The organism is Paenibacillus sp. QJM3NY_38 (assembly GCF_056173265.1).
In genome coordinates, this window is the sequence record NZ_CM149665.1 from 4,748,561 (window position 1) to 4,769,520 (window position 20,960).

27 protein-coding genes are annotated in these 20,960 nt (G+C 50.2%); 7 read left to right on the top strand and 20 right to left on the bottom strand.

Going from position 1 to position 20,960, the window contains the following annotated elements:
• Position 1 precedes the first annotated feature (1 nt).
• The 9 genes from fabF to AC0VZ8_RS21870 all read right to left on the bottom strand — a co-directional run bounded on the left by fabF (position 2) and on the right by AC0VZ8_RS21870 (position 7,021).
• Positions 2 to 1,240: a beta-ketoacyl-ACP synthase II gene (fabF, locus tag AC0VZ8_RS21830; protein ID WP_071220043.1), complete on the bottom strand. Its 1,239-nt coding sequence runs from the start codon at positions 1,238 to 1,240 to the stop codon at positions 2 to 4.
• A 164-nt stretch (positions 1,241 to 1,404) separates the two neighbouring features.
• Complete coding sequence (gene acpP / locus AC0VZ8_RS21835; protein WP_006211375.1) at positions 1,405 to 1,638, bottom strand: acyl carrier protein; 234 nt, start codon at positions 1,636 to 1,638, stop codon at positions 1,405 to 1,407.
• A 109-nt stretch (positions 1,639 to 1,747) separates the two neighbouring features.
• Positions 1,748 to 2,497, bottom strand: a complete 750-nt coding sequence (fabG, locus tag AC0VZ8_RS21840; RefSeq protein WP_071220042.1) for a 3-oxoacyl-[acyl-carrier-protein] reductase — start codon at positions 2,495 to 2,497, stop codon at positions 1,748 to 1,750.
• A 47-nt stretch (positions 2,498 to 2,544) separates the two neighbouring features.
• On the bottom strand, positions 2,545 to 3,477 hold the full coding sequence (fabD, locus tag AC0VZ8_RS21845; RefSeq protein ID WP_475484367.1) for an ACP S-malonyltransferase: 933 nt from the start codon (positions 3,475 to 3,477) through the stop codon (positions 2,545 to 2,547).
• Positions 3,478 to 3,525: 48 nt separating this feature from the next.
• On the bottom strand, positions 3,526 to 4,515 hold the full coding sequence (locus tag AC0VZ8_RS21850; RefSeq protein WP_071220040.1) for a beta-ketoacyl-ACP synthase III: 990 nt from the start codon (positions 4,513 to 4,515) through the stop codon (positions 3,526 to 3,528).
• Positions 4,516 to 4,523: 8 nt separating this feature from the next.
• Complete coding sequence (gene plsX, locus AC0VZ8_RS21855; RefSeq protein ID WP_071220039.1) at positions 4,524 to 5,510, bottom strand: phosphate acyltransferase PlsX; 987 nt, start codon at positions 5,508 to 5,510, stop codon at positions 4,524 to 4,526.
• Between the two features lie 24 nt (positions 5,511 to 5,534).
• Positions 5,535 to 6,146: a transcription factor FapR gene (fapR, locus tag AC0VZ8_RS21860; RefSeq protein WP_179090709.1), complete on the bottom strand. Its 612-nt coding sequence runs from the start codon at positions 6,144 to 6,146 to the stop codon at positions 5,535 to 5,537.
• Positions 6,147 to 6,286: 140 nt separating this feature from the next.
• Positions 6,287 to 6,460, bottom strand: coding sequence for a 50S ribosomal protein L32 (gene rpmF / locus AC0VZ8_RS21865; protein WP_006211382.1), 174 nt, complete (start codon positions 6,458 to 6,460; stop codon positions 6,287 to 6,289).
• 51 nt (positions 6,461 to 6,511) lie between these two features.
• Entirely contained in the window at positions 6,512 to 7,021 is a 510-nt protein-coding gene (locus tag AC0VZ8_RS21870; RefSeq protein WP_071220038.1) for a YceD family protein, read from the bottom strand.
• 197 nt (positions 7,022 to 7,218) lie between these two features.
• On the opposite strand from AC0VZ8_RS21870, the gene AC0VZ8_RS21875 reads away from it, so the two are divergent.
• Positions 7,219 to 8,454, top strand: coding sequence for a nucleotidyltransferase (locus tag AC0VZ8_RS21875; protein WP_071220037.1), 1,236 nt, complete (start codon positions 7,219 to 7,221; stop codon positions 8,452 to 8,454).
• Here AC0VZ8_RS21875 and AC0VZ8_RS21880 read toward each other — a convergent pair.
• Positions 8,444 to 9,484: a SepM family pheromone-processing serine protease gene (locus tag AC0VZ8_RS21880; RefSeq protein ID WP_475484368.1), complete on the bottom strand. Its 1,041-nt coding sequence runs from the start codon at positions 9,482 to 9,484 to the stop codon at positions 8,444 to 8,446. The two genes, AC0VZ8_RS21875 and AC0VZ8_RS21880, sit on opposite strands and share 11 nt — an antisense overlap.
• A gap of 113 nt (positions 9,485 to 9,597) precedes the next feature.
• On the opposite strand from AC0VZ8_RS21880, the gene AC0VZ8_RS21885 reads away from it, so the two are divergent.
• A complete protein-coding gene (locus AC0VZ8_RS21885; RefSeq protein WP_475484369.1) occupies positions 9,598 to 10,830 on the top strand; it encodes a nucleoside recognition domain-containing protein in 1,233 nt (410 codons plus the stop codon).
• On the opposite strand, the gene coaD is transcribed toward AC0VZ8_RS21885, so the two are convergent.
• Complete coding sequence (gene coaD / locus AC0VZ8_RS21890; RefSeq protein ID WP_071220034.1) at positions 10,808 to 11,323, bottom strand: pantetheine-phosphate adenylyltransferase; 516 nt, start codon at positions 11,321 to 11,323, stop codon at positions 10,808 to 10,810. The two genes, AC0VZ8_RS21885 and coaD, sit on opposite strands and share 23 nt — an antisense overlap.
• Entirely contained in the window at positions 11,313 to 11,918 is a 606-nt protein-coding gene (gene rsmD, locus AC0VZ8_RS21895; protein WP_071220033.1) for a 16S rRNA (guanine(966)-N(2))-methyltransferase RsmD, read from the bottom strand. The genes coaD and rsmD overlap by 11 nt, the downstream gene beginning before the upstream one ends.
• A gap of 474 nt (positions 11,919 to 12,392) precedes the next feature.
• Here rsmD and AC0VZ8_RS21900 point away from each other — a divergent pair, with 474 nt between their 5' ends.
• The 3 genes from AC0VZ8_RS21900 (at position 12,393) to AC0VZ8_RS21910 (ending at position 15,051) form a co-directional block, all read left to right on the top strand.
• On the top strand, positions 12,393 to 12,599 hold the full coding sequence (locus AC0VZ8_RS21900; protein ID WP_475484370.1) for a DUF5316 family protein: 207 nt from the start codon (positions 12,393 to 12,395) through the stop codon (positions 12,597 to 12,599).
• Between the two features lie 87 nt (positions 12,600 to 12,686).
• Entirely contained in the window at positions 12,687 to 12,857 is a 171-nt protein-coding gene (locus tag AC0VZ8_RS21905; protein WP_475484371.1) for a hypothetical protein, read from the top strand.
• Positions 12,858 to 13,074: 217 nt separating this feature from the next.
• Positions 13,075 to 15,051, top strand: a complete 1,977-nt coding sequence (locus tag AC0VZ8_RS21910) for a stalk domain-containing protein (protein WP_475484372.1) — start codon at positions 13,075 to 13,077, stop codon at positions 15,049 to 15,051.
• Positions 15,052 to 15,329: 278 nt separating this feature from the next.
• On the opposite strand, the gene AC0VZ8_RS21915 is transcribed toward AC0VZ8_RS21910, so the two are convergent.
• Positions 15,330 to 15,437, bottom strand: a complete 108-nt coding sequence (locus AC0VZ8_RS21915; protein WP_233355008.1) for a YjcZ family sporulation protein — start codon at positions 15,435 to 15,437, stop codon at positions 15,330 to 15,332.
• A gap of 206 nt (positions 15,438 to 15,643) precedes the next feature.
• Positions 15,644 to 15,898 carry a helix-turn-helix domain-containing protein gene (locus AC0VZ8_RS21920; protein ID WP_071220029.1) on the bottom strand — a complete coding sequence of 85 codons (255 nt, stop codon included), beginning with the start codon at positions 15,896 to 15,898 and terminating at the stop codon, positions 15,644 to 15,646.
• Positions 15,899 to 16,076: 178 nt separating this feature from the next.
• On the opposite strand from AC0VZ8_RS21920, the gene AC0VZ8_RS21925 reads away from it, so the two are divergent.
• A complete protein-coding gene (locus AC0VZ8_RS21925) occupies positions 16,077 to 16,748 on the top strand; it encodes a tetratricopeptide repeat protein (RefSeq protein ID WP_071220028.1) in 672 nt (223 codons plus the stop codon).
• Between the two features lie 82 nt (positions 16,749 to 16,830).
• Here the strand turns inward: AC0VZ8_RS21925 and AC0VZ8_RS21930 are convergent, their stop codons facing one another.
• From AC0VZ8_RS21930 to rpiA, 4 genes are all read right to left on the bottom strand, one after another.
• The gene (locus tag AC0VZ8_RS21930) at positions 16,831 to 17,466 is read right to left on the bottom strand and encodes a GDSL-type esterase/lipase family protein (RefSeq protein ID WP_475484373.1); all 636 of its coding nucleotides are present in this window, start codon (positions 17,464 to 17,466) and stop codon (positions 16,831 to 16,833) included.
• A gap of 128 nt (positions 17,467 to 17,594) precedes the next feature.
• Positions 17,595 to 18,026, bottom strand: a complete 432-nt coding sequence (locus tag AC0VZ8_RS21935) for a GNAT family N-acetyltransferase (RefSeq protein ID WP_475484374.1) — start codon at positions 18,024 to 18,026, stop codon at positions 17,595 to 17,597.
• 30 nt (positions 18,027 to 18,056) lie between these two features.
• A complete protein-coding gene (locus AC0VZ8_RS21940; protein WP_071220025.1) occupies positions 18,057 to 18,506 on the bottom strand; it encodes a MarR family winged helix-turn-helix transcriptional regulator in 450 nt (149 codons plus the stop codon).
• Positions 18,507 to 18,555: 49 nt separating this feature from the next.
• The gene (gene rpiA, locus AC0VZ8_RS21945; protein ID WP_071220024.1) at positions 18,556 to 19,272 is read right to left on the bottom strand and encodes a ribose-5-phosphate isomerase RpiA; all 717 of its coding nucleotides are present in this window, start codon (positions 19,270 to 19,272) and stop codon (positions 18,556 to 18,558) included.
• Between the two features lie 88 nt (positions 19,273 to 19,360).
• Between rpiA and AC0VZ8_RS21950 the strand changes: the two genes are divergently transcribed.
• Positions 19,361 to 19,558: a hypothetical protein gene (locus AC0VZ8_RS21950; RefSeq protein ID WP_071220023.1), complete on the top strand. Its 198-nt coding sequence runs from the start codon at positions 19,361 to 19,363 to the stop codon at positions 19,556 to 19,558.
• 277 nt (positions 19,559 to 19,835) lie between these two features.
• On the opposite strand, the gene AC0VZ8_RS21955 is transcribed toward AC0VZ8_RS21950, so the two are convergent.
• Both AC0VZ8_RS21955 and AC0VZ8_RS21960 read right to left on the bottom strand, forming a co-directional pair.
• The gene (locus tag AC0VZ8_RS21955; RefSeq protein ID WP_260065795.1) at positions 19,836 to 20,411 is read right to left on the bottom strand and encodes a macro domain-containing protein; all 576 of its coding nucleotides are present in this window, start codon (positions 20,409 to 20,411) and stop codon (positions 19,836 to 19,838) included.
• A 69-nt stretch (positions 20,412 to 20,480) separates the two neighbouring features.
• On the bottom strand, positions 20,481 to 20,912 hold the full coding sequence (locus tag AC0VZ8_RS21960; RefSeq protein WP_475484375.1) for a hypothetical protein: 432 nt from the start codon (positions 20,910 to 20,912) through the stop codon (positions 20,481 to 20,483).
• Positions 20,913 to 20,960: the final 48 nt, after the last annotated feature.

Below are 20,960 nucleotides of genomic sequence, written 5' to 3' on the forward strand. Positions count from 1 at the left end.
CTTACTCGGCGTATTTTTTCAGGATAATCGTGGCATTATGCCCGCCAAATCCGAACGAATTGGACATGACGATATCCAAATCGGCTTTACGCGGGTGATTCGGTACGTAGTCAAGATCGCACTCCGGATCTTGATCCTCCAGGTTAATCGTTGGTGCAATGGTTTGGTTCTTCAAGCTCAGTCCGCAGATAACCGCTTCAACGCCGCCGGCAGCGCCTAGCAAATGCCCCGTCATCGACTTGGTTGAACTAACGGCTACTTTATAGGCATGGTCACCGAGAGCCATCTTAACGGCCTTGGTTTCCGAGCGGTCTCCCACCGGCGTTGAAGTCCCGTGAGCATTAATATAATCCACATCCTCCGGCGCAATGCCTGCGTCACGGATCGCCATCTTCATGCAGCGAGCTGCTCCATCCGGATCCGGCTCGGTAATATGATGGGCATCGGCACTAAGGCCATAGCCAACCACCTCGGCATAAATTTTGGCACCGCGTTTCAACGCATGCTCCAGGGATTCGATCACAAGCACGCCCGCGCCTTCACCCATAACAAAACCGTCGCGGCCGGTATCGAATGGCCGACTGGCTTTTTCCGGCTCGTCATTGCGGGTTGACATTGCACGCATAGCGCAGAAACCAGCCATCCCTGTTGGACGAATGGTTGCCTCCGCCCCGCCGCAGATCATGACATCGGCATCACCGCGCTGTATCAGACGGTATGAATCGCCGATCGAATGCGTTCCGGTAGCACAAGCCGTAACCTGTGTAGTGTTCGGACCCTTGGCTCCCAGATTGATCGACATCTGGCCTGAGGCCATGTTAGCGATCATCATTGGAATAAAGAAGGGGCTTACACGTTTCGGGCCTTTTTCGAGCAGGATATTATGCTGATCCTCCCAAGTGCCCAAACCGCCGATACCCGATCCGATCGAAACGCCAACCCGTTCTGCATCGGCATTCACGCCAATTTCAAGGCCACTGTCCTCCAGCGCCTTCGAACCGGCTGCAACCGCAAGCTGTACAAAACGGTCCATCCTGCGGGCTTCTTTGCGATCCATGTAATCCTCCGGATTAAAATCCTTCATGGATGCTGCGATCTGTGTTGTGTAATCACTCACATCAAATGCTTCGATGCGGGATACGCCAGACTTGCCTTCCATCAAACTGTTCCAGAATGTATCCAGGTCTTGACCAATCGAGGTCATGACGCCCATTCCTGTTACAACGACTCTATGTTTCAAACAGTTTCACCTCTATATGGACTGCCCGTCCATCTATGAAGCCGCATATGCAGACTCATGATAACGAAGGCAGTAATAATCTATCACTTGTTTGTGCTAAAAAAGCTTGGATTGAATGTGGAGAAGTCCCGTCTTGCTAAAGAACGGGACTTAACTGTAATGACTTAGGTATGAGATTGTATGTAGTTTACAACTTCACCTACGGTCGTAATTTTCTCCGCATCTTCATCAGAGATCTCCATATCAAACTCATCTTCCAACTCCATCACCAATTCAACTACATCGAGAGAATCAGCTCCAAGGTCGTCTTTGAAAGATGCTTCTAATGTTACGTCGGCTTCGTCAACACCCAGGCGGTCGATAACGATGCGTTTCACGCGTTCCAATACATCGGACATCCGGCTCACCTCCTCTTGGTAATTATACGAGATATGACTTCAAATTGCCATAGAAGGCATTTGAAAACGATTTAATGCCCAGCGGCCAGCGCCGGAACATTGGCGGCGCCTACATATACATGCCGCCATCCACATGCAGCACTTGTCCAGTCATATAGGATGCACTGGAAGATGCTAGAAAAGCAACCACGCCGGCAATCTCCTCCGGCTGCCCCAGACGGGCGAGCGGAATTCCGCCAAGCAGGCCTTCCCGCATGTCCTCAGGAAGTTCCCGGGTCATATCGGTATCGATAAAACCAGGTGCCACGGCGTTCACCGTAATTCCACGGGAAGCGAGCTCCCTAGCGGCTGATTTGGTCAGACCGATGACTCCGGCTTTGGCCGCAACATAGTTGGCCTGCCCCGGATTGCCAAGCGCTCCGACAACGGAGGATATATTGATAATGCGCCCATAACGTTGTTTCATCATAGGACGCGTCACCGCCTTAAGGCAATTGAATACCCCTTTCAGATTCGTTTCGATTACCTGATCGAACTCCTCTTCCTTCATCCGCATGATTAGATTGTCTCTAGTGATCCCTGCATTATTCACCAGGATATCAATTCGACCAAAAGTCTCCAACACCTGCTTTACCATGGCATCGGCTTCTTCGGTCCGTCCAACGTTGGATTTAACCGCGATGGCCGATACGCCTTTTGCGCGAATCGCTTCCACAACCTCGGCTGCAGCCGCTTCGCTACCTGCATAATTGACAGCAACGTTAGCGCCCAAATCGGCAAGTCCGAGAGCAATGCTCCGGCCAATGCCGCGGGAAGCACCCGTAACAAGCGCAGTCTGTCCTTTTAGAGCTTCACTCATACCTATTCCTCCTTTCCGAAAGTAATCTGGTTTTTATCCATCGTTATTTATACGACCGTCTCCAAACTGCTGACGCTGTCCAGACTATTTACATTAATGACTTTGACGGATTTGTCAATCTTCTTGATCAAACCGCTGAGAACACTGCCCGGACCAATCTCGACGAAAGTGTCCACTCCTTGAGCGATCATCCATTCCACGCTGTCATGCCATAGCACGGGAGAGTATACCTGCTCCACCAACAAACCGCGGATGGCAGCGGCATCTTCCACCGGACGCGCCGTCACATTGGCAACTACCGGAACGGAAGGTGTGCTGAAAGTGGCCTGCTCCAGCTTGTCGGCAAGCCGGTTTGCCGCCTCTTTCATCAACGACGAATGGAAGGGTCCGCTTACCTCCAGAGGGATAGCCCGCTTGCCGCCTGCTTCCTTGACTCTTTCTGCGGCAGTTGCGACGCCCTGTGCGGAACCCGAGATAACGATTTGTCCCGGACAGTTCATGTTCGCAAGTTCTACAACATGCCCCTCTGCCGTAATGCTCTTGCACAGTTCGGATAAAGCCTCACGGTCTGCGCCAAGCACGGCTGCCATGGCGCCTTGACCTCCGGGTACGGCTGCCTCCATGTATTCTCCGCGGGCTCTAACGATCGATACCGCTTCTTCGAAAGAAAGCACGCCTGCACATACAAGTGCGCTGTATTCGCCAAGGGAATGTCCCGCAACGTAATCCGGTTCGATCCCCTTGCCGCGAATGGCTTCCAGATAAGCCATGCTGGTTGAGAGGAGAGCTGGCTGCGTATTTACCGTTTGTTTCAAATCTTCATCAGGACCATTAAAAATAATGGAACTGAGCGGAAATCCAAGCTGTTCATCCGCGGTAAGAAACAGATCCCTTGCGGCAGGAACCGCATCATAGGCATCCTTTCCCATTCCGACGGACTGAGCGCCCTGACCTGGAAATATAAATGCTGTTTTACCCAAAATCGTTAGCTCCCTTCTTTTATTTCACTAGTTCTACATACTATTCTGTTACCAGATGAGTACGGAGGAACCCCAGGTTAATCCTCCGCCAAAACCAACCATCAACACCTTGTCTCCTTCTTTCAGACGACCAGATTCCTGTGCTTCGACAAGAGCCAGCGGCACGGAAGCGGCTGAGGTGTTGGCGTATTTATCAACATTGATTACGACTTTCTCTTCCGGAAGCTCCAAGCGCTCCATGGCAGACTTAATGATCCGGATGTTGGCTTGATGAGGAATGAATAAGTCGATATCCTTTTTGTCGATGCCTGCTTTGGATAAAACGGCTTCCGTGGCAGACCCCATCACCCGTACCGCAAATTTGAACACTTCGCGGCCGTTCATATAAATAAAGTGTTTATTCGTATTAATCGTTTCAGCGGAAGCCGGCAATCTCGAACCGCCTGCCTCAATGTACAGATGTGCTCCACCCGCACCTTCAGCACCCAGATCAAAGGCTTGGAACCCGCGGCCTTCCGGCACTTCGCCGACGATTGCCGCACCGGCACCGTCCCCAAACAGGACGCAGGTGTTCCGATCCGTGTAATCCGTAATGCGGGACAAGCAGTCTACCCCGATAACCAGAGCGTTGTTATACATACCTGTCTTCACGAAATTCGTGGCCGTTGCAAGGCCATATACAAACCCCGAGCAAGCAGCAGACAGGTCAAATGCCGCCGCCTTCTTGGCACCCAGACGATCCTGGAGAAGACATGCTGTAGAAGGAAAGAACATATCCGGCGTAATCGTCGCCACAATAATCAATTCCAGATCCTCGGCGTTCATTCCAGCGGATTTCAACGCGTTCACAGCAGCATGATAAGCCAAATCCGACGTCGCTTCGTTCGGAGCGGCAATATGTCGTTCCCGGATTCCCGTCATCGAGACAATCCATTCATCGCTTGTATCTACCATTTTCTCTAAATCATGATTTGACAATATTTTCTCAGGTACGTATTTGCCTGTGCCAATAATACCGACCGGACGCAAATTGTTCATTTCCTCACTCACTTCCCGCTGATTTCATTCGAAATACTCTCTACCAATCGGTTCTGGAGCGCCGTCCGCGCTTGGCGAACCCCATTCTTGATGGCGTTCGCATCCGATGAACCATGGCTCTTAACGACCAGACCGCTCAGACCAAGCAAAGGTGCTCCGCCATGCTCCTTATAATCGAGCGTTGATTTCAGGCTGCGAAGCTCCGGCATCATCAAGGCGGCGGCCATCTTGGTCTTAAGCGACTTGCTGAACTGCTCCTTCAATAGCGAAAAGAGCGCACCAGCCGTTCCTTCAATCGATTTCAACAAAATATTGCCCGAGAACCCGTCACATACGAGCACATCACAAACTCCGTTCATGACATCGCGGGACTCGACGTTCCCAACAAAATGGATAGGCAGCTCCTCCAGTAACGGATAAGCATGCTTCGTCAATTCATTTCCCTTGCCCGGCTCGGTACCGACATTTAACAGCCCGACCCGCGGTTTGGTGATTCCGTGCACCTTCTCGCGATACAGGCTGCCCATTAGTGCGTACTGCTGCAGATGCTCAGGCTTCGAATCCATGTTCGCTCCGAGATCCAAGGCGAGCATCCCCTTGCCGTCGAGCGTAGGAATCATAGGCGCAAGCGCAGGACGCTCAATCCCCTTCATCCTGCCAACGACCAGCAACCCGGTCGTCATGAGGGCTCCCGTATTGCCAGCCGAGATCATGGCATCGGCTTCACCTTCACGAATCATGCGTCCCGCTACAACCATCGAAGCATCCTTCTTCCGGCGGACCGCCTTAACCGGCTCATCCTCCGCTTCAATGACTTCACTTGCATGAACCACCTTCAGATTGGACGGCTTGTCCTTCAGGAGCGCTCCAATCTGCGCTTCATCCCCAACGAGAATGATCTCGGTATCGCTCCATTCCCGTGCCGCAATGAGTGCGCCCTCGACGTTACTCTGGGGGGCATTGTCGCCACCCATTGCATCAATCGCAATTCTCATGCCAAACTTCCTCCTTTACTTATGTCATTCTCCTGCAGATCGGTAGATTACGAAATTCCCCTGGAACACCATTTCATCAGCGACATAAGTAAACACTTCCACCTTGGCCTTCCCCTTCTGGCCGGCAATGGACCTAACGTAGGCTTTGGCAATGCATTTCTCGCCGAGACGAACCTGTCTCAAAAACCGTATATCCGCTGAAGACGTCAATGCGATTTCTTCATTGATTACGGCGATGGCAAGTGAATTGGCTTGAGCGAACACATAATGCCCACGGGCAATCCGCGTTTTGCTGAATACATGTTCCTCGCGGATTTCAAATATCGATATTCCGCTCTTGTCCAACTGCAAGTCAACGACATCCCCGATCACCTCTTCGAGCGACAAGGAACGAACCTGGTCATAGGAATGCTCCGCCATCTGCTTCATTCGCTCACGAAGCTCCGGGATGCCAAGTTCCATACGGTCAAGGCGTATCGTCTGAATGCTCACTTTAAGCTGGCGAGTCAACTCGCGGTCTGTAACAAAGGGATTCTCGTCGATCAGCTGAATCAGCCGCTGGTGACGGTCTTTCTTGGATAAACGATCGATGACGAAACAACTCCTTCTGCCGCTATGAAAGCCGCCATTCTTCAAACATATATATGTAAATTAGTCGCAAATATTAGAACCTGGTACTAATGTTAAGTATAAATCATGTCACGTCAAAAAGAAAGGGGGGCTTCAGACAAAAAAAATAGCACCTCACCGAAGATGAAGTACTACTTATTTAAAAACTATTGTTTGATGATCTCTCTTGCCTTATACGTTCCGCATACTTTACATACGCGATGAGCAAGCTTCAATTCTCCACATTGCTCGCATTTCACCATGCCTGGCACAGCCAGCTTAAAATGAGTACGACGCTTGTCACGACGTGTTTTGGACGTTCTACGTTGAGGTACTGCCATGTTCCCACCTCCTTATCAGTTCAACCCGCTGAACGGGTGCCATATCCATCATCATTTAAAGAAGTCCTTCAGACCGGCTAGCCTAGGATCGATCACTTCCGTATCGCAGTCGCACGTGCCTTCATTCAGGTCCTTGCCGCAATTCGGGCAGAGTCCCTTGCAGTCGGCTTTACATACCGGAGCTAGCGGCAGGTGGAGCAAAAATGCTTCTTCTACATAGGGAGTGAGATCCACACTCTCACCTTGCACGTATGTAGTGTCATCATTCTCATCCTGAATGGATTCAGGATCTTCCACCGGCTGGAATACTTCATGAAAAGGGATGTGCACATGTTCGCTGATCGGCTTCAGGCACCGGGAGCAATTCATCTCCAGCTCGCCTTGCAATCGTCCACGAACATCCACCGTACCAGAAACCGATGGGATTGCTGTCAAATCCACGTCTAATGGCTGAACAGCAATGATATCCTTGCGGTCCTTAACGGCATTGCTTACATCCACGGTTTGATGGAACTGTAACGGTTGATCGCTGGTTGTCAATTTACGAAATTGAATTAGCATATCCATCACTCCAAACAAACAAAGATTATTATACCGATTCCCAAAGAGTTTTGTCAACAGGATAACCCTAACAACCTCTTTATTGTTACCCGATATTTCTCTTCATACTACCAGAATTACAACTCTCCCGGGGATGCGCTTATTGTTGCAGGATCGTCATGTAATTATGTTATATTCTAATCAAGGAGTTGAAACGAATGAAGACGGTTGGCATTGTCGTTGAATATAATCCCTTACATAACGGTCATGTATTGCATTATCGCAAATCCAAAGAAGTCACGGGGGCAGATGCCGTCGTTGCGGTGATGAGCGGTCCGTTTCTCCAGCGCGGCGAGCCTGCCATCGCAAGCAAGCGCGCACGGGCGGAAATGGCCCTTGCCATGGGAGTTGACCTGTGCCTCGAGTTGCCGGTAACCTATGCCGTGCAGCCTGCGGAATGGTTCGCGTACGGTGCGGTAGCCATTCTGGAGGCTACGGGCGTAGTGAATTGCCTATCCTTCGGATCCGAAAGCGGTACGCTGGAGCAGATTCTGCCGTTGTCCCGTTCGCTCGCCAACGAATCCGGCGAGCTTCGATCCGAAATCGAAAAGCGCCTCCGGGAAGGCATGAACTTCCCGTCCGCTTACGGCGCTGCCGCTGCTGCCCTATTCGGTGAGTCCGAACCGGCGATTGCCCATTTGCAAGAGCTGCTCACGCAGCCGAACAATTCCTTGGGCCTGCACTACCTAATCGCTCTAGAGCGCCTGGGAAGCCGCATTACACCCTACACCATTCCAAGAGAAAACGCACAGTACCATGATCCCTTGCCGGGAGCGTCGTCCATTGCCAGTGCAACCGCCATCCGGAACATTATTCTGTCAGAGGGCTTGGAAGCCGCCAGACCCTATATGCCGGAATTCACGCACAGCATCATGGAGCGGGAAATCAAGAGCGGACGAGCTCCTGTCCATTGGGAGCAGTTTCGTCAGCCGCTGTTTCAAACCCTGCTCACGCATACGCCCGCGCAGCTTGAAGGCCTTCTCGAAGTGACCGAAGGCTTGGAGCACCGTGTTCAGCGCTCGCTATTTCAGCTGGAGCAGCCGACGGTTGACGCCCTCCTGGAAGCGTTGAAGACCAAGCGCTATACGCGAACCAAGCTTCAGCGCATGCTGCTGCACATCATGCTGAATCATGACAAGGCATCGATGAATCGCGAAGAGCTGGCGAAAGGTCCGGGATATATCCGGGTCCTCGGCTTTAGCGAGACAGGACGTTCTCTGCTGAAACGAATGAAGCGCAGCGCAGCGCTCCCCGTCATTCACAAGCCGGCCAAGCTGGAGCATCCTCAGCTGGAGAGGGACCTGATGGCAGCCGCCGTTTATGCCAACGGGCAACCTAGGCCTGACATGCGCCACTACTACGGCGATTACCTGCTGCCGCCGCTCACCCCTTAGGCGGCAGCTCCTCCAGATAATCCACTGCGTCTTGCAGGTCCTCGACCGGGATCAGCTTCATGTCCGTTTTGATCCGGTCCGCGCGCTTCTTGGCTTCATCGTAATTTTTTTGCGGCACAAAAAAGATATCGGCTTCCTTCCGATCAGCAGCCACGATCTTGTGCTTCACGCCGCCAATGGGGCCTACGGCGCCTGATTTATCAATGGTACCCGTTCCGGCGACCCGGTAACCTTTGCTTAAATCACCATCAGTAAGCTGGTTATATATTTCAAGAGTAAAGATCAGTCCGGCTGACGGCCCACCGATATTGGTATCCGCAAAATGAATGGTGTGATCGGGATCGGCCGGCTCCACGCTTTGCATCGTGGCAATCATGACGCCTAATCCCGGACGCTCCGCTCCTGTCTTCTCATCCTTAATGCTCACAAGCTGAACCTGTTCCTTAACGGTTTTCCCTTTGCGTTCAAGCTCCACGGATACCACTTCCCCGATGCTTTTCCCGCCTAACAGGCTGGCAATTTTCTCATTATCCTCTGCCGGCTGCCCATCGATCTTGATCAATTTATCGCCAGGCCGGAAATGCTCGGCATTAACAGAATTCTCGGAGATCGACATCACGAATACATAAGCAGGCTCGATGCTGTAGTCAATTCCTGCTTCCTGATAGGCGGCTTCCATTGCAGACGACTGGGAAGAGTTCATGTAATACACTTGTGTGGCTGCATACTCATCCTTGCTCTGATCGCCCATTTTCTCAGCTTTTTTCACAACCTCCGCATTCGAGTTAAATGCAGACATCATCAACAACGCCATATTGGCATAGCTTGCCGACACGGTTGTCATCATAAAAGTGCCCTCTTCCGCCGGATCGCCCTTCTCGACATTGATCATGGGGCGAACCTCTTCGGCACTCCCCGGCTGGTATACGAGATAAGGGGTCGGCATATAAACGACAACGTACAGCATGACCCCGACCATTAACAAATACAGCGCAATTTTTAAGCCATTCGGTTTTACAGACTTCTTCATGTGGTTCCCTTCCCTCCGCCTTATATATCCAGCCTTCCACCAAGTTTGGTCTGACGGTTGTCTCCTTTGCATAAAGTTGTACTAGCCATGTTTACGCTGAAAGGAGATTCCTTATGAATAAAGACAACGCCGTCAAGTCATCAAACGGGCTGTGGAACACCATCCTGCTGGGTGCCGCCGCTTTCCTGCTTGTACTGGCTGTCGTCAGCGCGCCCGAACCTGCCTTCCAAGCCACCCTGCAAGCACTTAAGCTGTGGTGGAATATCGTATTTCCCGCTTTGCTGCCTTTTCTCGTACTGGTGGAAATACTCATCGCCTATGGCTGGGCCCATGGGGTTGGCGTACTGCTGGACCCTTTGATGAAAAAAATATTCAAACTTCCCGGTGCTGGCGGCTGGGTTCTTATAACAGGAATGACGGCCGGGTTCCCGGCAGGAGCGCAGGCCGCCTCCCGAATGTATACACAAGGCGAGCTTCGCGCCATGGATGCCGGAAGGCTCGCCGCTATATCCCATTTCTGTAATCCAATGACCATTCTCGTTGTCATCGGAACCGGCCTCCTTCATAAACCGGAGGCTGGGTATCTGCTGCTGATCGTTCATTGGATTTCCGGACTGCTAGCCGCTTGGATCTTCGGACTCTTCCATAAACCGGTTTCTTCAGAAGACACACGACGGTTTAATTCAACTCTACACACAGTAAGGACAAGGGAAAACGCCCAACGCCCCCTTCTTAAAAGGGCAGCGACTGCGGCGCTGGAGGCCCATCAACGGGATGGGCGGAGCTTTGGCAAATTACTAGGCGATTCCGTTACCCGTTCAGTTCAAACTTTAATGATGACAGGCGGCTTTATCTTGTTCTTCGCCGTCCTGACCAGAGTATTGACCGGTCACCTGCTGCCGCAGCTTCCACCCTATCTTGTATCCGGAATTTTAGAGGCCCATCTGGCAGCCCAGTCCATCAGCTCCTCGGCATTCCAAGCTGGAATTATACAGCTGGCTGTACTGTCCGCCGCACTTGCATGGAGCGGAATCAGCGCTCAGTTGCAAAGCCTGTCGCTCATGCGGGAAACCGGTCTCTCTTGGCGTTACTTTATGATGAAGCGAGCCCTGCATTCCATGCTCGCCTTTGCGATTACACTGGCAATGTGGAAGCCGGTCAGCGCCCTTTCAGCAGGCATCGTACCGGCTTTCCGAACAGAACCGCTGGATCACGCCAATACGGATCAGCACTTCAACTTTTGGAGCGGATTGCCTTCATTCTTGCAGGTTCAAGGCGCGATCTGCTTATTATTGATAGCGGCGTTCTGGCTGTGTTCCCGTCTTATTGACCGTTATCGCCGCTAAATTTACGGCGCATCGCGGCATGGACCTCGGGGCTAACCAGATCCGTGGTGTCTCCATTAAAATGAGCGATTTCCTTAACAAGACTTGAGCTAAGGAACGAATATTTCGGGTGCGTCATCATGAAGATTGTCTCGGCATCCGGATTCAGCTTGTGATTGGTGGATGCCAGCTGAAGTTCATATTCAAAGTCGGTCACCGTGCGGATCCCCCGTACGATGACCTGGGCATTCTTCTGACGGATATAATTCGCCAAAAGGTCACGAAAGCTGTCGATTTCCACATTCGGAAGATGCGCGGTTTCCTGTTTTAAGAGATCCTTGCGCTCTTCAATCGTAAACAGCGGGTTCTTGCTTAAGTTATTCAACACGGCCACAATCAGCAGATCAAACTGCTTGGAAGCGCGTGTGATGATATCCATATGTCCCATGGTGACCGGATCAAAGCTTCCCGGATATACGGCAACTCGGTATGTACTAGTATTCTCATTTGTCATCTTGTAATTCCTCCTCATCAAGCTCTGACGCTTGATCTTGCGCTGTGTCGTAACGATATATCGAAATGGCGGTTTCTCCGTATTTCGCGGTCCGGAAACAACAAAAATCACCAAACTTCTCAGGATAATTGTAACTTGATTCGTATTCCAATACCACCACAGCTGAATCTTGCAGCAAACCTCGCTCTGCCATATCCAGCATCAGCTCGTCACCATTCTTAAACCTGTAAGGCGGGTCCAAAAAGACCAGATCGAACTTGTAGCCGCGCTTTTCAAGCGCTTTAAGCGCTCGTCCCGCATCGTTGCGGTACACCTCAGCGCTATCTTCAAGTCTGGCCGCCTTCAAATTATCCTTGATCGTACTGATGCTCTTCGGTTCCACATCAATAAAAACAGCGCGATCCATCCCCCGGCTTAACGCCTCAATGCCAAGGCCTCCCGTGCCTGCGAACAGGTCAAGCAGGGCGCCCCCCTCAAAGTAAGGGCCGATCATACTGAATATGGATTCTTTCACTTTATCCGTCGTCGGACGGGTGCTTGTACCAGGCACACTTTTGAGCGGCCGGCCCTTTGCACTTCCGGATACTACTCTCACTGCTTCATTCACCCGTTTCATTATCTATAAATTAATTGCCAAGACAACGCCATTGACAGTGATTATCGTAACACAATCATCCCATATATGAAAAACGAAACATAATGTCTCGCCATTTTTTTTCAAAGCCATGTATATTTCTACCACAGCCGGGCATCCTTGAAATATCGACATCAATGAATGTCGTAGACAACCGCGGAGAAGACTTACGTTTCCCCATAAGCTCTTCGTCCGGTTTCTCCTCTCCCATGAGGGAATCTCTTCGGAGGTTCCCGAACTAAATCCCTGTAACGGCAATGTCTATTACAGGGATTTAGTTCTTTTTTTTGTTGAGCCGCTAAACGAGATGAGCGGCTTTTTGTCATATCAATTGCTGCTTCTAGTCAGACGATGCACTTACCTGTGTAAAAATGCATAACCATTCCCTCTCAGCAAACGTTCTTACAATAAAGGGCATGTTGGGGGGAACACGTGATGAACCTGTTTTTATATGCAGGATTGGCTTGCCTCTTGATAACAGGGCTTCTATCCGGAATGTTTACTACGGGATACCAACAAAGAGGCAACTTCTATGCTGATTCCAAGGAAGACCGCGCATCTAAAAGGAAAATAGCCAACGGTTTCTTTTTAGCCGCGATCATATTTCTTGCCGCCGCCGGTGTTGTGTATTTGTTCCGCTAAGATGAACATACGTGAACATACGCTGCGCTCTCCGCAGCGGACGAATAAAGGCACAACAGCATCTGTCTCTGGGGGAGGAACTGATTCATGAATCGTATCATTAGCCATGAAGATACAGAAATAGAACGAACGAGAATAAAATATGCCTTGATCGCTTTAATCTCTAATCTTACATTCAGGAAATTCGCCAAAATCGAAACAGTGAAGAATGATTTATACGCGGCTTTATTGCTGTTGGGAGGAACTCATATTCCTTAATCAGGTTGGTTTCTGCCACCTATGACGCCCACCGTAATCTCTTAACTAAAACACCGTTAAGGTCGAGACAGTTCGTCGAACTATCGCGAGCTTAACCGGCAAGACGTCCCCGGATATCGGAGGGCGTTTTTAATTGCAGGAATAACACCGATTTTGTCGAATCAATATAGCTGTTTGAAAAATATTCCTATTTGTAAAATGAAGAGAGGTCATGTAAGTGAGAAGAACGTTGTATGTTCTCGTATTATTCGCCGTGCTGGTGGGACTTGGTTTTGCAGGCAGCACGACGAACGGGATCGTTTCTGCCGAAGAGTCCAGGCTCCAGATCAGCGACATTGCGGGAAGGAACACCTACCTGATGAGCGATGGCTCCATGTGGTCCCTGATCGACGGACGACATGCCATACGGACGCCGGGTAAAGTTGCAGCCATCAGCGGTTATGAATACGGAGGCATCGGTATGACGCAGGATGGGCGATTAGTGGAATGGGATATCGGCAAGGGACCCGAGGTCGTTCCGGGAACAAGCGGAGTGAAGCAGATAGCGGGTTCCTACTGGCTGAAGTCGGACGGCACCGTATGGGGCGGCTCGGAAAAAGCAAAAAACCTCAGTAGCATTTTGCTTATCGCCAATGCGGATCAAGAATTTGCCGCCTTGTCCTCAAACGGGGAACTGCTATTAGAGGATAACTACAAAAAGGGACAATTCAAGAAGCTCGGTATCGTGGAGAACCCGGTCGGGGTCAAATCCATGACGGTTCACAGCGGGCGTGTTGCCCTATTGCGTGACAACGGTGACGTGGTGGTATACGAAACGTCCAACTTTGATGATAACGGGCGCATTATCCCGGTTACCGTCGCCCAGAACGCAGCTCATATCGTTTATGCATCCAATGAGCCGACGGATCTTCTGATTGTGACGCTCCAAGACGGAACCGTATGGACAACCGGAGTGTATAAAGACCGCTGGAAGCTCAAGGACCAGGTCTCCGGACTTAGCGGGATCGTAAGAACCTCGATTTACGGAAATGCCGAGGATCTGTCGGAGGGGTTCTATGCACAGCGCTCTGACGGAAGCTGGATACATCACACGAACGGACAGAACAAATCGGTTGATGTGCCTGTCGTTAAGGCCTTATCGGTTTCGATATCCGAAGCCAAGCCTTATGTAGGGGATACCCTTGAAGTCAGTATCCAGGAGACTTACACGAACGGGGCCAAGATCAAAGTGCCGGTTAAAGATGCCCTGATCGATATAGAGAAGCCTTATCTGATGAACATACAGAAGAACGGAACACTGAAGTCTGCGGGCGTTGGCAAGACACAGATTACAGTAACCTCAGGCGGCTTGTCCAAATCGATAACGGTATCGTCCAGCCTGCGCAACAATTTGAAATATGCGAAACAAGTTAACGGGAATATCATGGTGCCGGCCAAATCCGTCATGCAGGCACTGGGCGGCACCTATTCGGCCAAAAACGGATCCGTGGAGGCCAAGCTCGGAGAGACCGTGCTCTTGCTCACGGCAGGCAGCAACCAGGCCAAGCTGAATGGCAGCCCGCTGCGCTTAAAGGCAGCTCCGATGACCGACAAAGGCGAACTGCTAATTCCAGCTTCTATGTTATCCGATGTTCTGGGCGCGAAAATCAATTGGGAAGCCAAGTGGAAACAAGCGAATATCTCCTTCGGGAGCGATGCAGTCATGACCGTTGTTTCCAGTGAGACGGCCGGCTTGATCAAAAAAGCGATGCAGGGCAGCTTGGTTAAATTTATTGGTCGAACGTATTGGGTGAATGATTTCGAAGACTTGGAACGCTTCTCGAAATTGACGGTAACCGACATTTTGCCGGATGACAAAGGCGAATTCAACGTGATCTTCAAAACGGCTTCAGGAAAAACAGTGAAAAGCTATCCTATGCGGTCTTCGGAAGTGATGCAGCTGTTTGCGGACCGTTCTTCCCTATTAAATTACGACCCTTACCAAAAACACAAATGGTCCGCATCGGTCTGGAAACAGATTAAAGCAGGCCAGGTTTCCCTCGGGATGACCAAAGAACAGGTGCAGCTGTCATGGGGAAATCCGGCGGCCAAGGACATTACCACCGGCGGCGGGAAAACCATTGAAACCTGGGGATACTCGAATTTTGATATCGTATCTTTCGTAAACGGTAAGGTTATATTGATTATGATGTAGCATGAGTAACACACCTGGACAGAGAATGGACCCGGGTCCATATTCGTTCTCCTAAAAACAGACCACTTCTTCTCGAGCGGTCTGTTTTTTTTGAGATTATTCTCATATGCTGTTAAACGATATTCATGACCAATCATTCACGCCGATTCTCGCTTCATCATGAACAAGACCGCCCTAAGAAGAGGCCATGCCTCTTTTGGACGGTCTGTCGTTGTGACTGCTCAAGGTGCTCGGTATTTACTTATTGATTCAATTGGTTTGTTCGCTCAAAAGATGGATTAGATAAATGCGCGAGTAATGATCACCAACAAGATGAATAATACCAAAATAGCACCTACAGAAGAGCCATATCCATAGCCGCCATAACCTTCTCCTACTCCGCTCACATGAATCCCTCCTTTTTTGAACATACCACATGTTATGTCGGTTCTGCTCAAATGAACTGGGCTGTCGCCTGTTCGGGATAAGATTAATGAATTGGCCCATGCATCTAAAAATCCCGGATACGACCATAGAGCATCACCCTTGATTCCCATATGAAAGAGGCATGGTGGAACGGTCATTTACCACACCTCATGTGATCACTTATTGTCTATACCTGCGAAAGTTGTTCTTTTTCATCCCGTTCGGTGTCAGGATCTGAATATACAATTCTCCTGCGGCGATCGACCAAACCTTCTTCGCCCAACTCACGGTATTTGCGCATCCACACTTTCAGCCGTCCGATATCAGATATTTGTAAGGCCGATGCCACTTCTTTCTTAGTCATGCCCTCCAGCCGCATGGCGACTGCCTTTTTCTTCGTTTCGAAACTGTAATGATGGAATATTTGTCCCTTTTTCGCCATGATTATCACCTCTTTACTACCTTTATCGGCTATCATCGACCTTCTTTCAATACCTATGGCCTATTCCGACATGCGCATGTATTCAAGGTCTATGGAACCGATAGTATTTCCACCTAAATAAATCCATGTTATGGTATAATTTGTGTTACAACTTTACATAGAAATTGAGGGATCTCTTTTGTTTAAACTCATCATTTTTGGATTTCTGTTCTACATCTTCGGTAATCCGATTACGGCGATCCTGGTGCTGCTTCTCATCGTGTATGTGCTGGACCGCCGCTTCGTCGGGGTATTTCCCAGCGTGACAAAGCCAATTAAGCGCGCACGTAATATTTCCAAGCTGCGCAGACAGATTGCAGTTAGCCCCAGCGACGTTTCATCAAGGCACGAGCTTGCCAGATTGCTTCTGGAGCGACGTAAGTATGGGGAAGCCCTGAAACTGCTGGAATCCATTGAATCCAGCCTGGAGGACTCCGCCGAGTTCTGGGACGATATCGGAAACGCACGGCTGCATACCGGCAGCATCCCGCAAGGGGAGTCGGATATTATTCGGGCCCTGGAGATCAACCCGAGGGTCAAATACGGCCGGCCTTATCTTAGGCTTGCCGATGCATTTCGGGATTCGGATCGGGAGAAGGCGCTCCATTATTTGGAGCAGTTCCATTCCATTCACTCTTCTTCAAGCGAAGCCTTTTATTTGCTGGGATATATGTATCAATCGCTGGGAAGGACCGAGGATGCCAAGAAGTCTTATCAGGAATCTATGGATGTATACCGGTCACTGCCGAAATACAAAAAACGGCAAGAACGCAAATGGGCCGTACGAAGCTTTTTCAGGAAATTATTATAATTAATAAGGATTACATAAACCAAAGGGCGTCCCATGGTCGAGAGACCAGGGGACGCCCTTTTTTTCTTAATCATTCGATTGGTTATGCAAGTGGCTTGTACCCAAGCCGGTTTAATTGTTCCGCGATCACCCGGTACCCTCGGCCATTCGGGTGTAAACCGTCCACCGACATCAGTTCTTTCTCTCGGCCTGAAAATTGTGCGTAAATATCAGCTACTCGGAAATAGTCGTCACCTAGCCCCATCAAGTGCCGATTGAACCGAATCACGTATTCCGTTGCCTCCGTCCAGGCCGGGTATGGATTATACAGACCGATAGCGCGAATAAAATAAGGTTTGCTGACCGGAGTCTTTATTTTACGGATATGTCTAATGGTATTAGCCACATGATTCTGACATCGATGCAAGGCAGCATCCAGCACCTCCCGATTCGGCCGGCCTCCCGTGGACTTTACCGCACGTATCAAGTCATTGCCTCCGATCGATATCGTGATGATCTGAGCCTGCTGCAGATGAAAGCGATACGTAGGAAGCTGAACGACCCGATCGTATAACTCATCCGAGGTTAATCCATTGACCCCGAGATTCTCATGGGCCACGAACTGGCGAAGCTTCTCCTCCGCCATCCGACGGTATAACGGAACAAAACCGCTGCCAGGCATCGCCCCAAACCCGAAGGTCAAGGAATCGCCGACAGCGGTATAATGGTACACCAACATGTTCACCCCCTGCCCCGCTCGTTACGACATTATATGAGGAGTGCCCCCATTGCGAAACGGGTCTATTGTCTTGAATGGCAATTTTAATTCCACTCGAAGACGGCAAACATGCTTTAAATAAGAATAGCCTATTCTTCGGATTCCTCCACCTCGTAAATGCAGCGGAATCTTTCAATACCCGGATACTTTTCTCCCAGGCTGTATACCTCAAAGCCGATACTGCGGTAGAAGTTTACGGCTTCTTCGTCCGTTTCCGCAATGACCCGGGCCGGCTTAGGCTGGACCTCAAGGAGCAGCTCCAAAATCAATCCGCGTCCATATCCCTTGCCCCGGTTCTCCGGAAGAACGGCAAGATGCCGAATGGTGAGCTCGTCCTGATCAACATCGAAACCGATGACTCCCAAGAGAAGACCGTCCTCTTCAAATCCAAACAACCGGCTTGGGCCCGTCTCATAAGCAGCAGCCGCCTGATCCACAGCCTCCGGATCCGGAAATACCGAGTAGCTGAGCAGTTCCTTTACTTCGGGTTGCATGGCTTGCATCGTTATATCTTTAAGCATACATATCTCCAATCTAAAACTTGTATAGGTCTACAACATCTTCTCCGCACTGATCCCCAGCTTGCGCAGCAGCATCGCCGCCTGCGCTCTCTCGTCCTCCGACAAGCCGCTAAGCACCTTAACCATCAATTCCTGATGCTGAGGAAAGATGGCTTCGAAGAATTCCTTTCCCTCTGCAGTAAGCTCAGCATAAATGACGCGGCGATCCTCAGCGGAAGCCCGGCGAACCAGCAGGTTTTTCTTTTGAAGCTTGTCCACCACGTATGTAATGTTACCACTGGAAATAAGCACCTTTTCGCCAATTTTTTGCAGCGGCTGCGGTCCTTTGTGATAGAGCACATCCAATACGCCGAATTCGGTGGAGTTCAATCCGTGACTATTGATGCTGCGATGCGAATGTGTCATCACTGCGTTATAAGCTCTGGCAAGGACAACCAGCAAATGTAACGGGGTATCCTCGTGTTCTTGAATATCCGACATATTTCACCCTCCGAAAGATATCATGTTATTAAGGTTAATGAACGCCGGATCAACTGTCAAATGTATTCTTTGCTTCTATGCTCCCGGAATGCAATATCCGTACCGTTCCATCCTGGCAGCCGATGATCGCTTGGTCGGCCATACCGATAAACAGCCCATGTTCAACCACACCAGGAATGGCGCCTAGCCGAGAGCTCAATTCTTCAGGACGGGCAATATGCTGAAACCGGCAATCAGCAATATAATTCCCGTTATCCGTAACATAAACCCCCTCATCTTGCTTACGGCGGATCTCCACAGAACAACCAAGCTGGGCTAGTGATCGAACCGTCCACTCAAAAGCAAAAGGGACAATCTCAACCGGCAGCGGGAAAGCGCCGAGTTGAGCTACGGCTTTCGCTTCATCCGCTACAATCACGAGCCGTTCACTGTGAAAAGCCGTGATCTTCTCGCGGAGAAGCGCTCCGCCCCCTCCCTTGATTAAACGGAGCTGGTCATCCAGCTCATCCGCCCCGTCAATCGTCAGATCCAAGCGATCGATCTGATGGATCGGCGTCAAGGATATCCCTTGTTCCATCGCCAGCTTCTCCGATGCTTCAGAGGTAGCCACGGCCTGAATCGAGAGTCCGGATCGGACCATCTCGCCGATTTTGAGAATCGCGTAATAAGCGGTTGAGCCAGTGCCCAGCCCAATCTTCATCCCATCCTGGACATACTTGGCGGCATGCTCCGCCGCTATTTTCTTCATATTATATTCACTTTCCATGTGAATCCGCTCCTTCGTCTTAAGCTGAATCAAATGCTATAATATGGGGTAAACAGATGGATTTCATACAAACGAAAGGATTATACTTATGCGAACCGAAAACCAAATCAAATCCAAGATCAATGAACTTACGATGCAGAAGAAAATGCTGCAAACTCGCTTGACTGCTCTCGAGGAGAACAGTCCGGAGCGAGCCTCCCTTCTCAATCAGGAAACCCGTCTCGACGATATGATCACGATGCTGGAATGGGTGCTGTTTGAGCCAAGCGGTTCCTATCATATGTAAAAGTCGACTGACAAAACGTCAGGGGCGCTAACTGCGCCCCTGATTTTTATTAATGAATCGCGGTCTATCTTCCGGGAGAGGAAGCACGGGCATTCCTGATATCGCAAGAAAAACTTCCTAGTAAACGCGGTCTGTCTTCTGAGAATGTGCGTCGATAAGGTTTTTCTTTAGATATCAGAAAGTATAAACTTCGAAGCACGGGCATTCCTGATATCGCAAGAAAAACTTCCTATAAACGCGGTCTGTCTTCTGAGAATGTGCGTCGATAAGGTTTTTCTTATACTTGCGCCTCCTTCGCCTGTGTGTACTGCTCAAGCCAATGGATATAAAGCTCTTCATTATCAGGAGAAAAACAAACGAAGTCAATCCGATCCAGACGGTTATCCGGCAGATCCTCTTCAAGTAGCTCCGTAACCGCCTTTAACGCAACGTCACATGCCGGAGCCTTAGGATACTCATAGATACCCGTGCTTATATTAGGAAAGGCGATGCTTCTGGCACCCACCTCGATTGCAAGCAGGAGACTATTACGGTAGCATTCCGCCAGCGTATGCTCCTCACGCCGTCCGCCGCCCTCCCAGATCGGGCCGACCGTATGAATGATATGCTGGGCAGGCAGCCGGCCTGCACCGGTAATCACGGCATTGCCTGGCGGGCAGCCGCCTTGCTGCTTGCGAATTTCCATGCACTGCTCCATGATTTCCGGCCCGCCGGCGCTATGAATTGCGCCGTCCACGCCTTTTCCACCCAGCAGTCCCGAATTTGCAGCATTGACGATAATGTCGCCCGTCCATGTCGTAATATCGCCTATAAAGACGGAGACCGATGTCCTTCCGATTTTAAATGTTTTCATTTCGGAAAATCTCCTTTCGGTCTTTTATTTCTTTATTACCCCGCTAGTGGGTGGATTGACCCTGTTTGCCTATTCTGTTCTCGGCTTTTTTTTGGCAGCTGCAGACAGTCGGTCGGTCAAACTCTTCTCTTCCGGTCCTTGCAGCGCCTCATCCACCGTGCGGTAGAACATCAGGCTGCCGGTGTCCCTGGCCTTCGTCAAATGATGAAGAAACACATTGCCGGCTTGCTCCAGCTTCAAATCCTCGGATGCATTCCTGACCCGGCAAAGATATACCTTCATCATCCCTTGCGGATCGCGAAATTCCATGACGCCGATCGGAATCATCGTTCTTTTGTCCTCCTCCGTGAACTGAGGCGTCATATAAACGGTATATTCCGAAGCAGGCGGAGGAATGTATGCTTCCCGTTTTTTATCCGCAATTAATTTGGAATTCATGAATGCGATGTAACCCGCCGCTGCGAACAATAGGATGCAGGCAGCCAGTGCGATATTCAACATGTATGTCTCTCCTTGTATATAATCAATCCATCAAGCGCTAACCTAAAG

Bases quoted from the DNA above. Each gene is read 5' to 3' on its own strand.
- AC0VZ8_RS21955 (WP_260065795.1), bottom strand. From the start codon at position 20,411: ATGAAAACATTTAAAATCGGAAGGACATCGGTCTCCGTCTTTATAGGC.
- AC0VZ8_RS21870 (WP_071220038.1), bottom strand. From the start codon at position 7,021: ATGCTAATTCAATTTCGTAAATTGACAACCAGCGATCAACCGTTACAG.
- AC0VZ8_RS21880 (WP_475484368.1), bottom strand. From the start codon at position 9,484: ATGAAGAAGTCTGTAAAACCGAATGGCTTAAAAATTGCGCTGTATTTG.
- AC0VZ8_RS21930 (WP_475484373.1), bottom strand. From the start codon at position 17,466: ATGTTGGTGTACCATTATACCGCTGTCGGCGATTCCTTGACCTTCGGG.
- coaD (WP_071220034.1), bottom strand. From the start codon at position 11,323: ATGACAAATGAGAATACTAGTACATACCGAGTTGCCGTATATCCGGGA.
- AC0VZ8_RS21900 (WP_475484370.1), top strand. From the start codon at position 12,393: ATGAACCTGTTTTTATATGCAGGATTGGCTTGCCTCTTGATAACAGGG.
- AC0VZ8_RS21935 (WP_475484374.1), bottom strand. From the start codon at position 18,026: ATGCTTAAAGATATAACGATGCAAGCCATGCAACCCGAAGTAAAGGAA.
- AC0VZ8_RS21950 (WP_071220023.1), top strand. From the start codon at position 19,361: ATGCGAACCGAAAACCAAATCAAATCCAAGATCAATGAACTTACGATG.
- AC0VZ8_RS21940 (WP_071220025.1), bottom strand. From the start codon at position 18,506: ATGTCGGATATTCAAGAACACGAGGATACCCCGTTACATTTGCTGGTT.
- AC0VZ8_RS21885 (WP_475484369.1), top strand. From the start codon at position 9,598: ATGAATAAAGACAACGCCGTCAAGTCATCAAACGGGCTGTGGAACACC.
- rpiA (WP_071220024.1), bottom strand. From the start codon at position 19,272: ATGGAAAGTGAATATAATATGAAGAAAATAGCGGCGGAGCATGCCGCC.
- acpP (WP_006211375.1), bottom strand. From the start codon at position 1,638: ATGTCCGATGTATTGGAACGCGTGAAACGCATCGTTATCGACCGCCTG.
- AC0VZ8_RS21920 (WP_071220029.1), bottom strand. From the start codon at position 15,898: ATGGCGAAAAAGGGACAAATATTCCATCATTACAGTTTCGAAACGAAG.
- AC0VZ8_RS21960 (WP_475484375.1), bottom strand. From the start codon at position 20,912: ATGTTGAATATCGCACTGGCTGCCTGCATCCTATTGTTCGCAGCGGCG.
- plsX (WP_071220039.1), bottom strand. From the start codon at position 5,510: ATGAGAATTGCGATTGATGCAATGGGTGGCGACAATGCCCCCCAGAGT.
- AC0VZ8_RS21850 (WP_071220040.1), bottom strand. From the start codon at position 4,515: ATGAACAATTTGCGTCCGGTCGGTATTATTGGCACAGGCAAATACGTA.
- AC0VZ8_RS21905 (WP_475484371.1), top strand. From the start codon at position 12,687: ATGAATCGTATCATTAGCCATGAAGATACAGAAATAGAACGAACGAGA.
- rpmF (WP_006211382.1), bottom strand. From the start codon at position 6,460: ATGGCAGTACCTCAACGTAGAACGTCCAAAACACGTCGTGACAAGCGT.
- AC0VZ8_RS21875 (WP_071220037.1), top strand. From the start codon at position 7,219: ATGAAGACGGTTGGCATTGTCGTTGAATATAATCCCTTACATAACGGT.
- fabG (WP_071220042.1), bottom strand. From the start codon at position 2,497: ATGAGTGAAGCTCTAAAAGGACAGACTGCGCTTGTTACGGGTGCTTCC.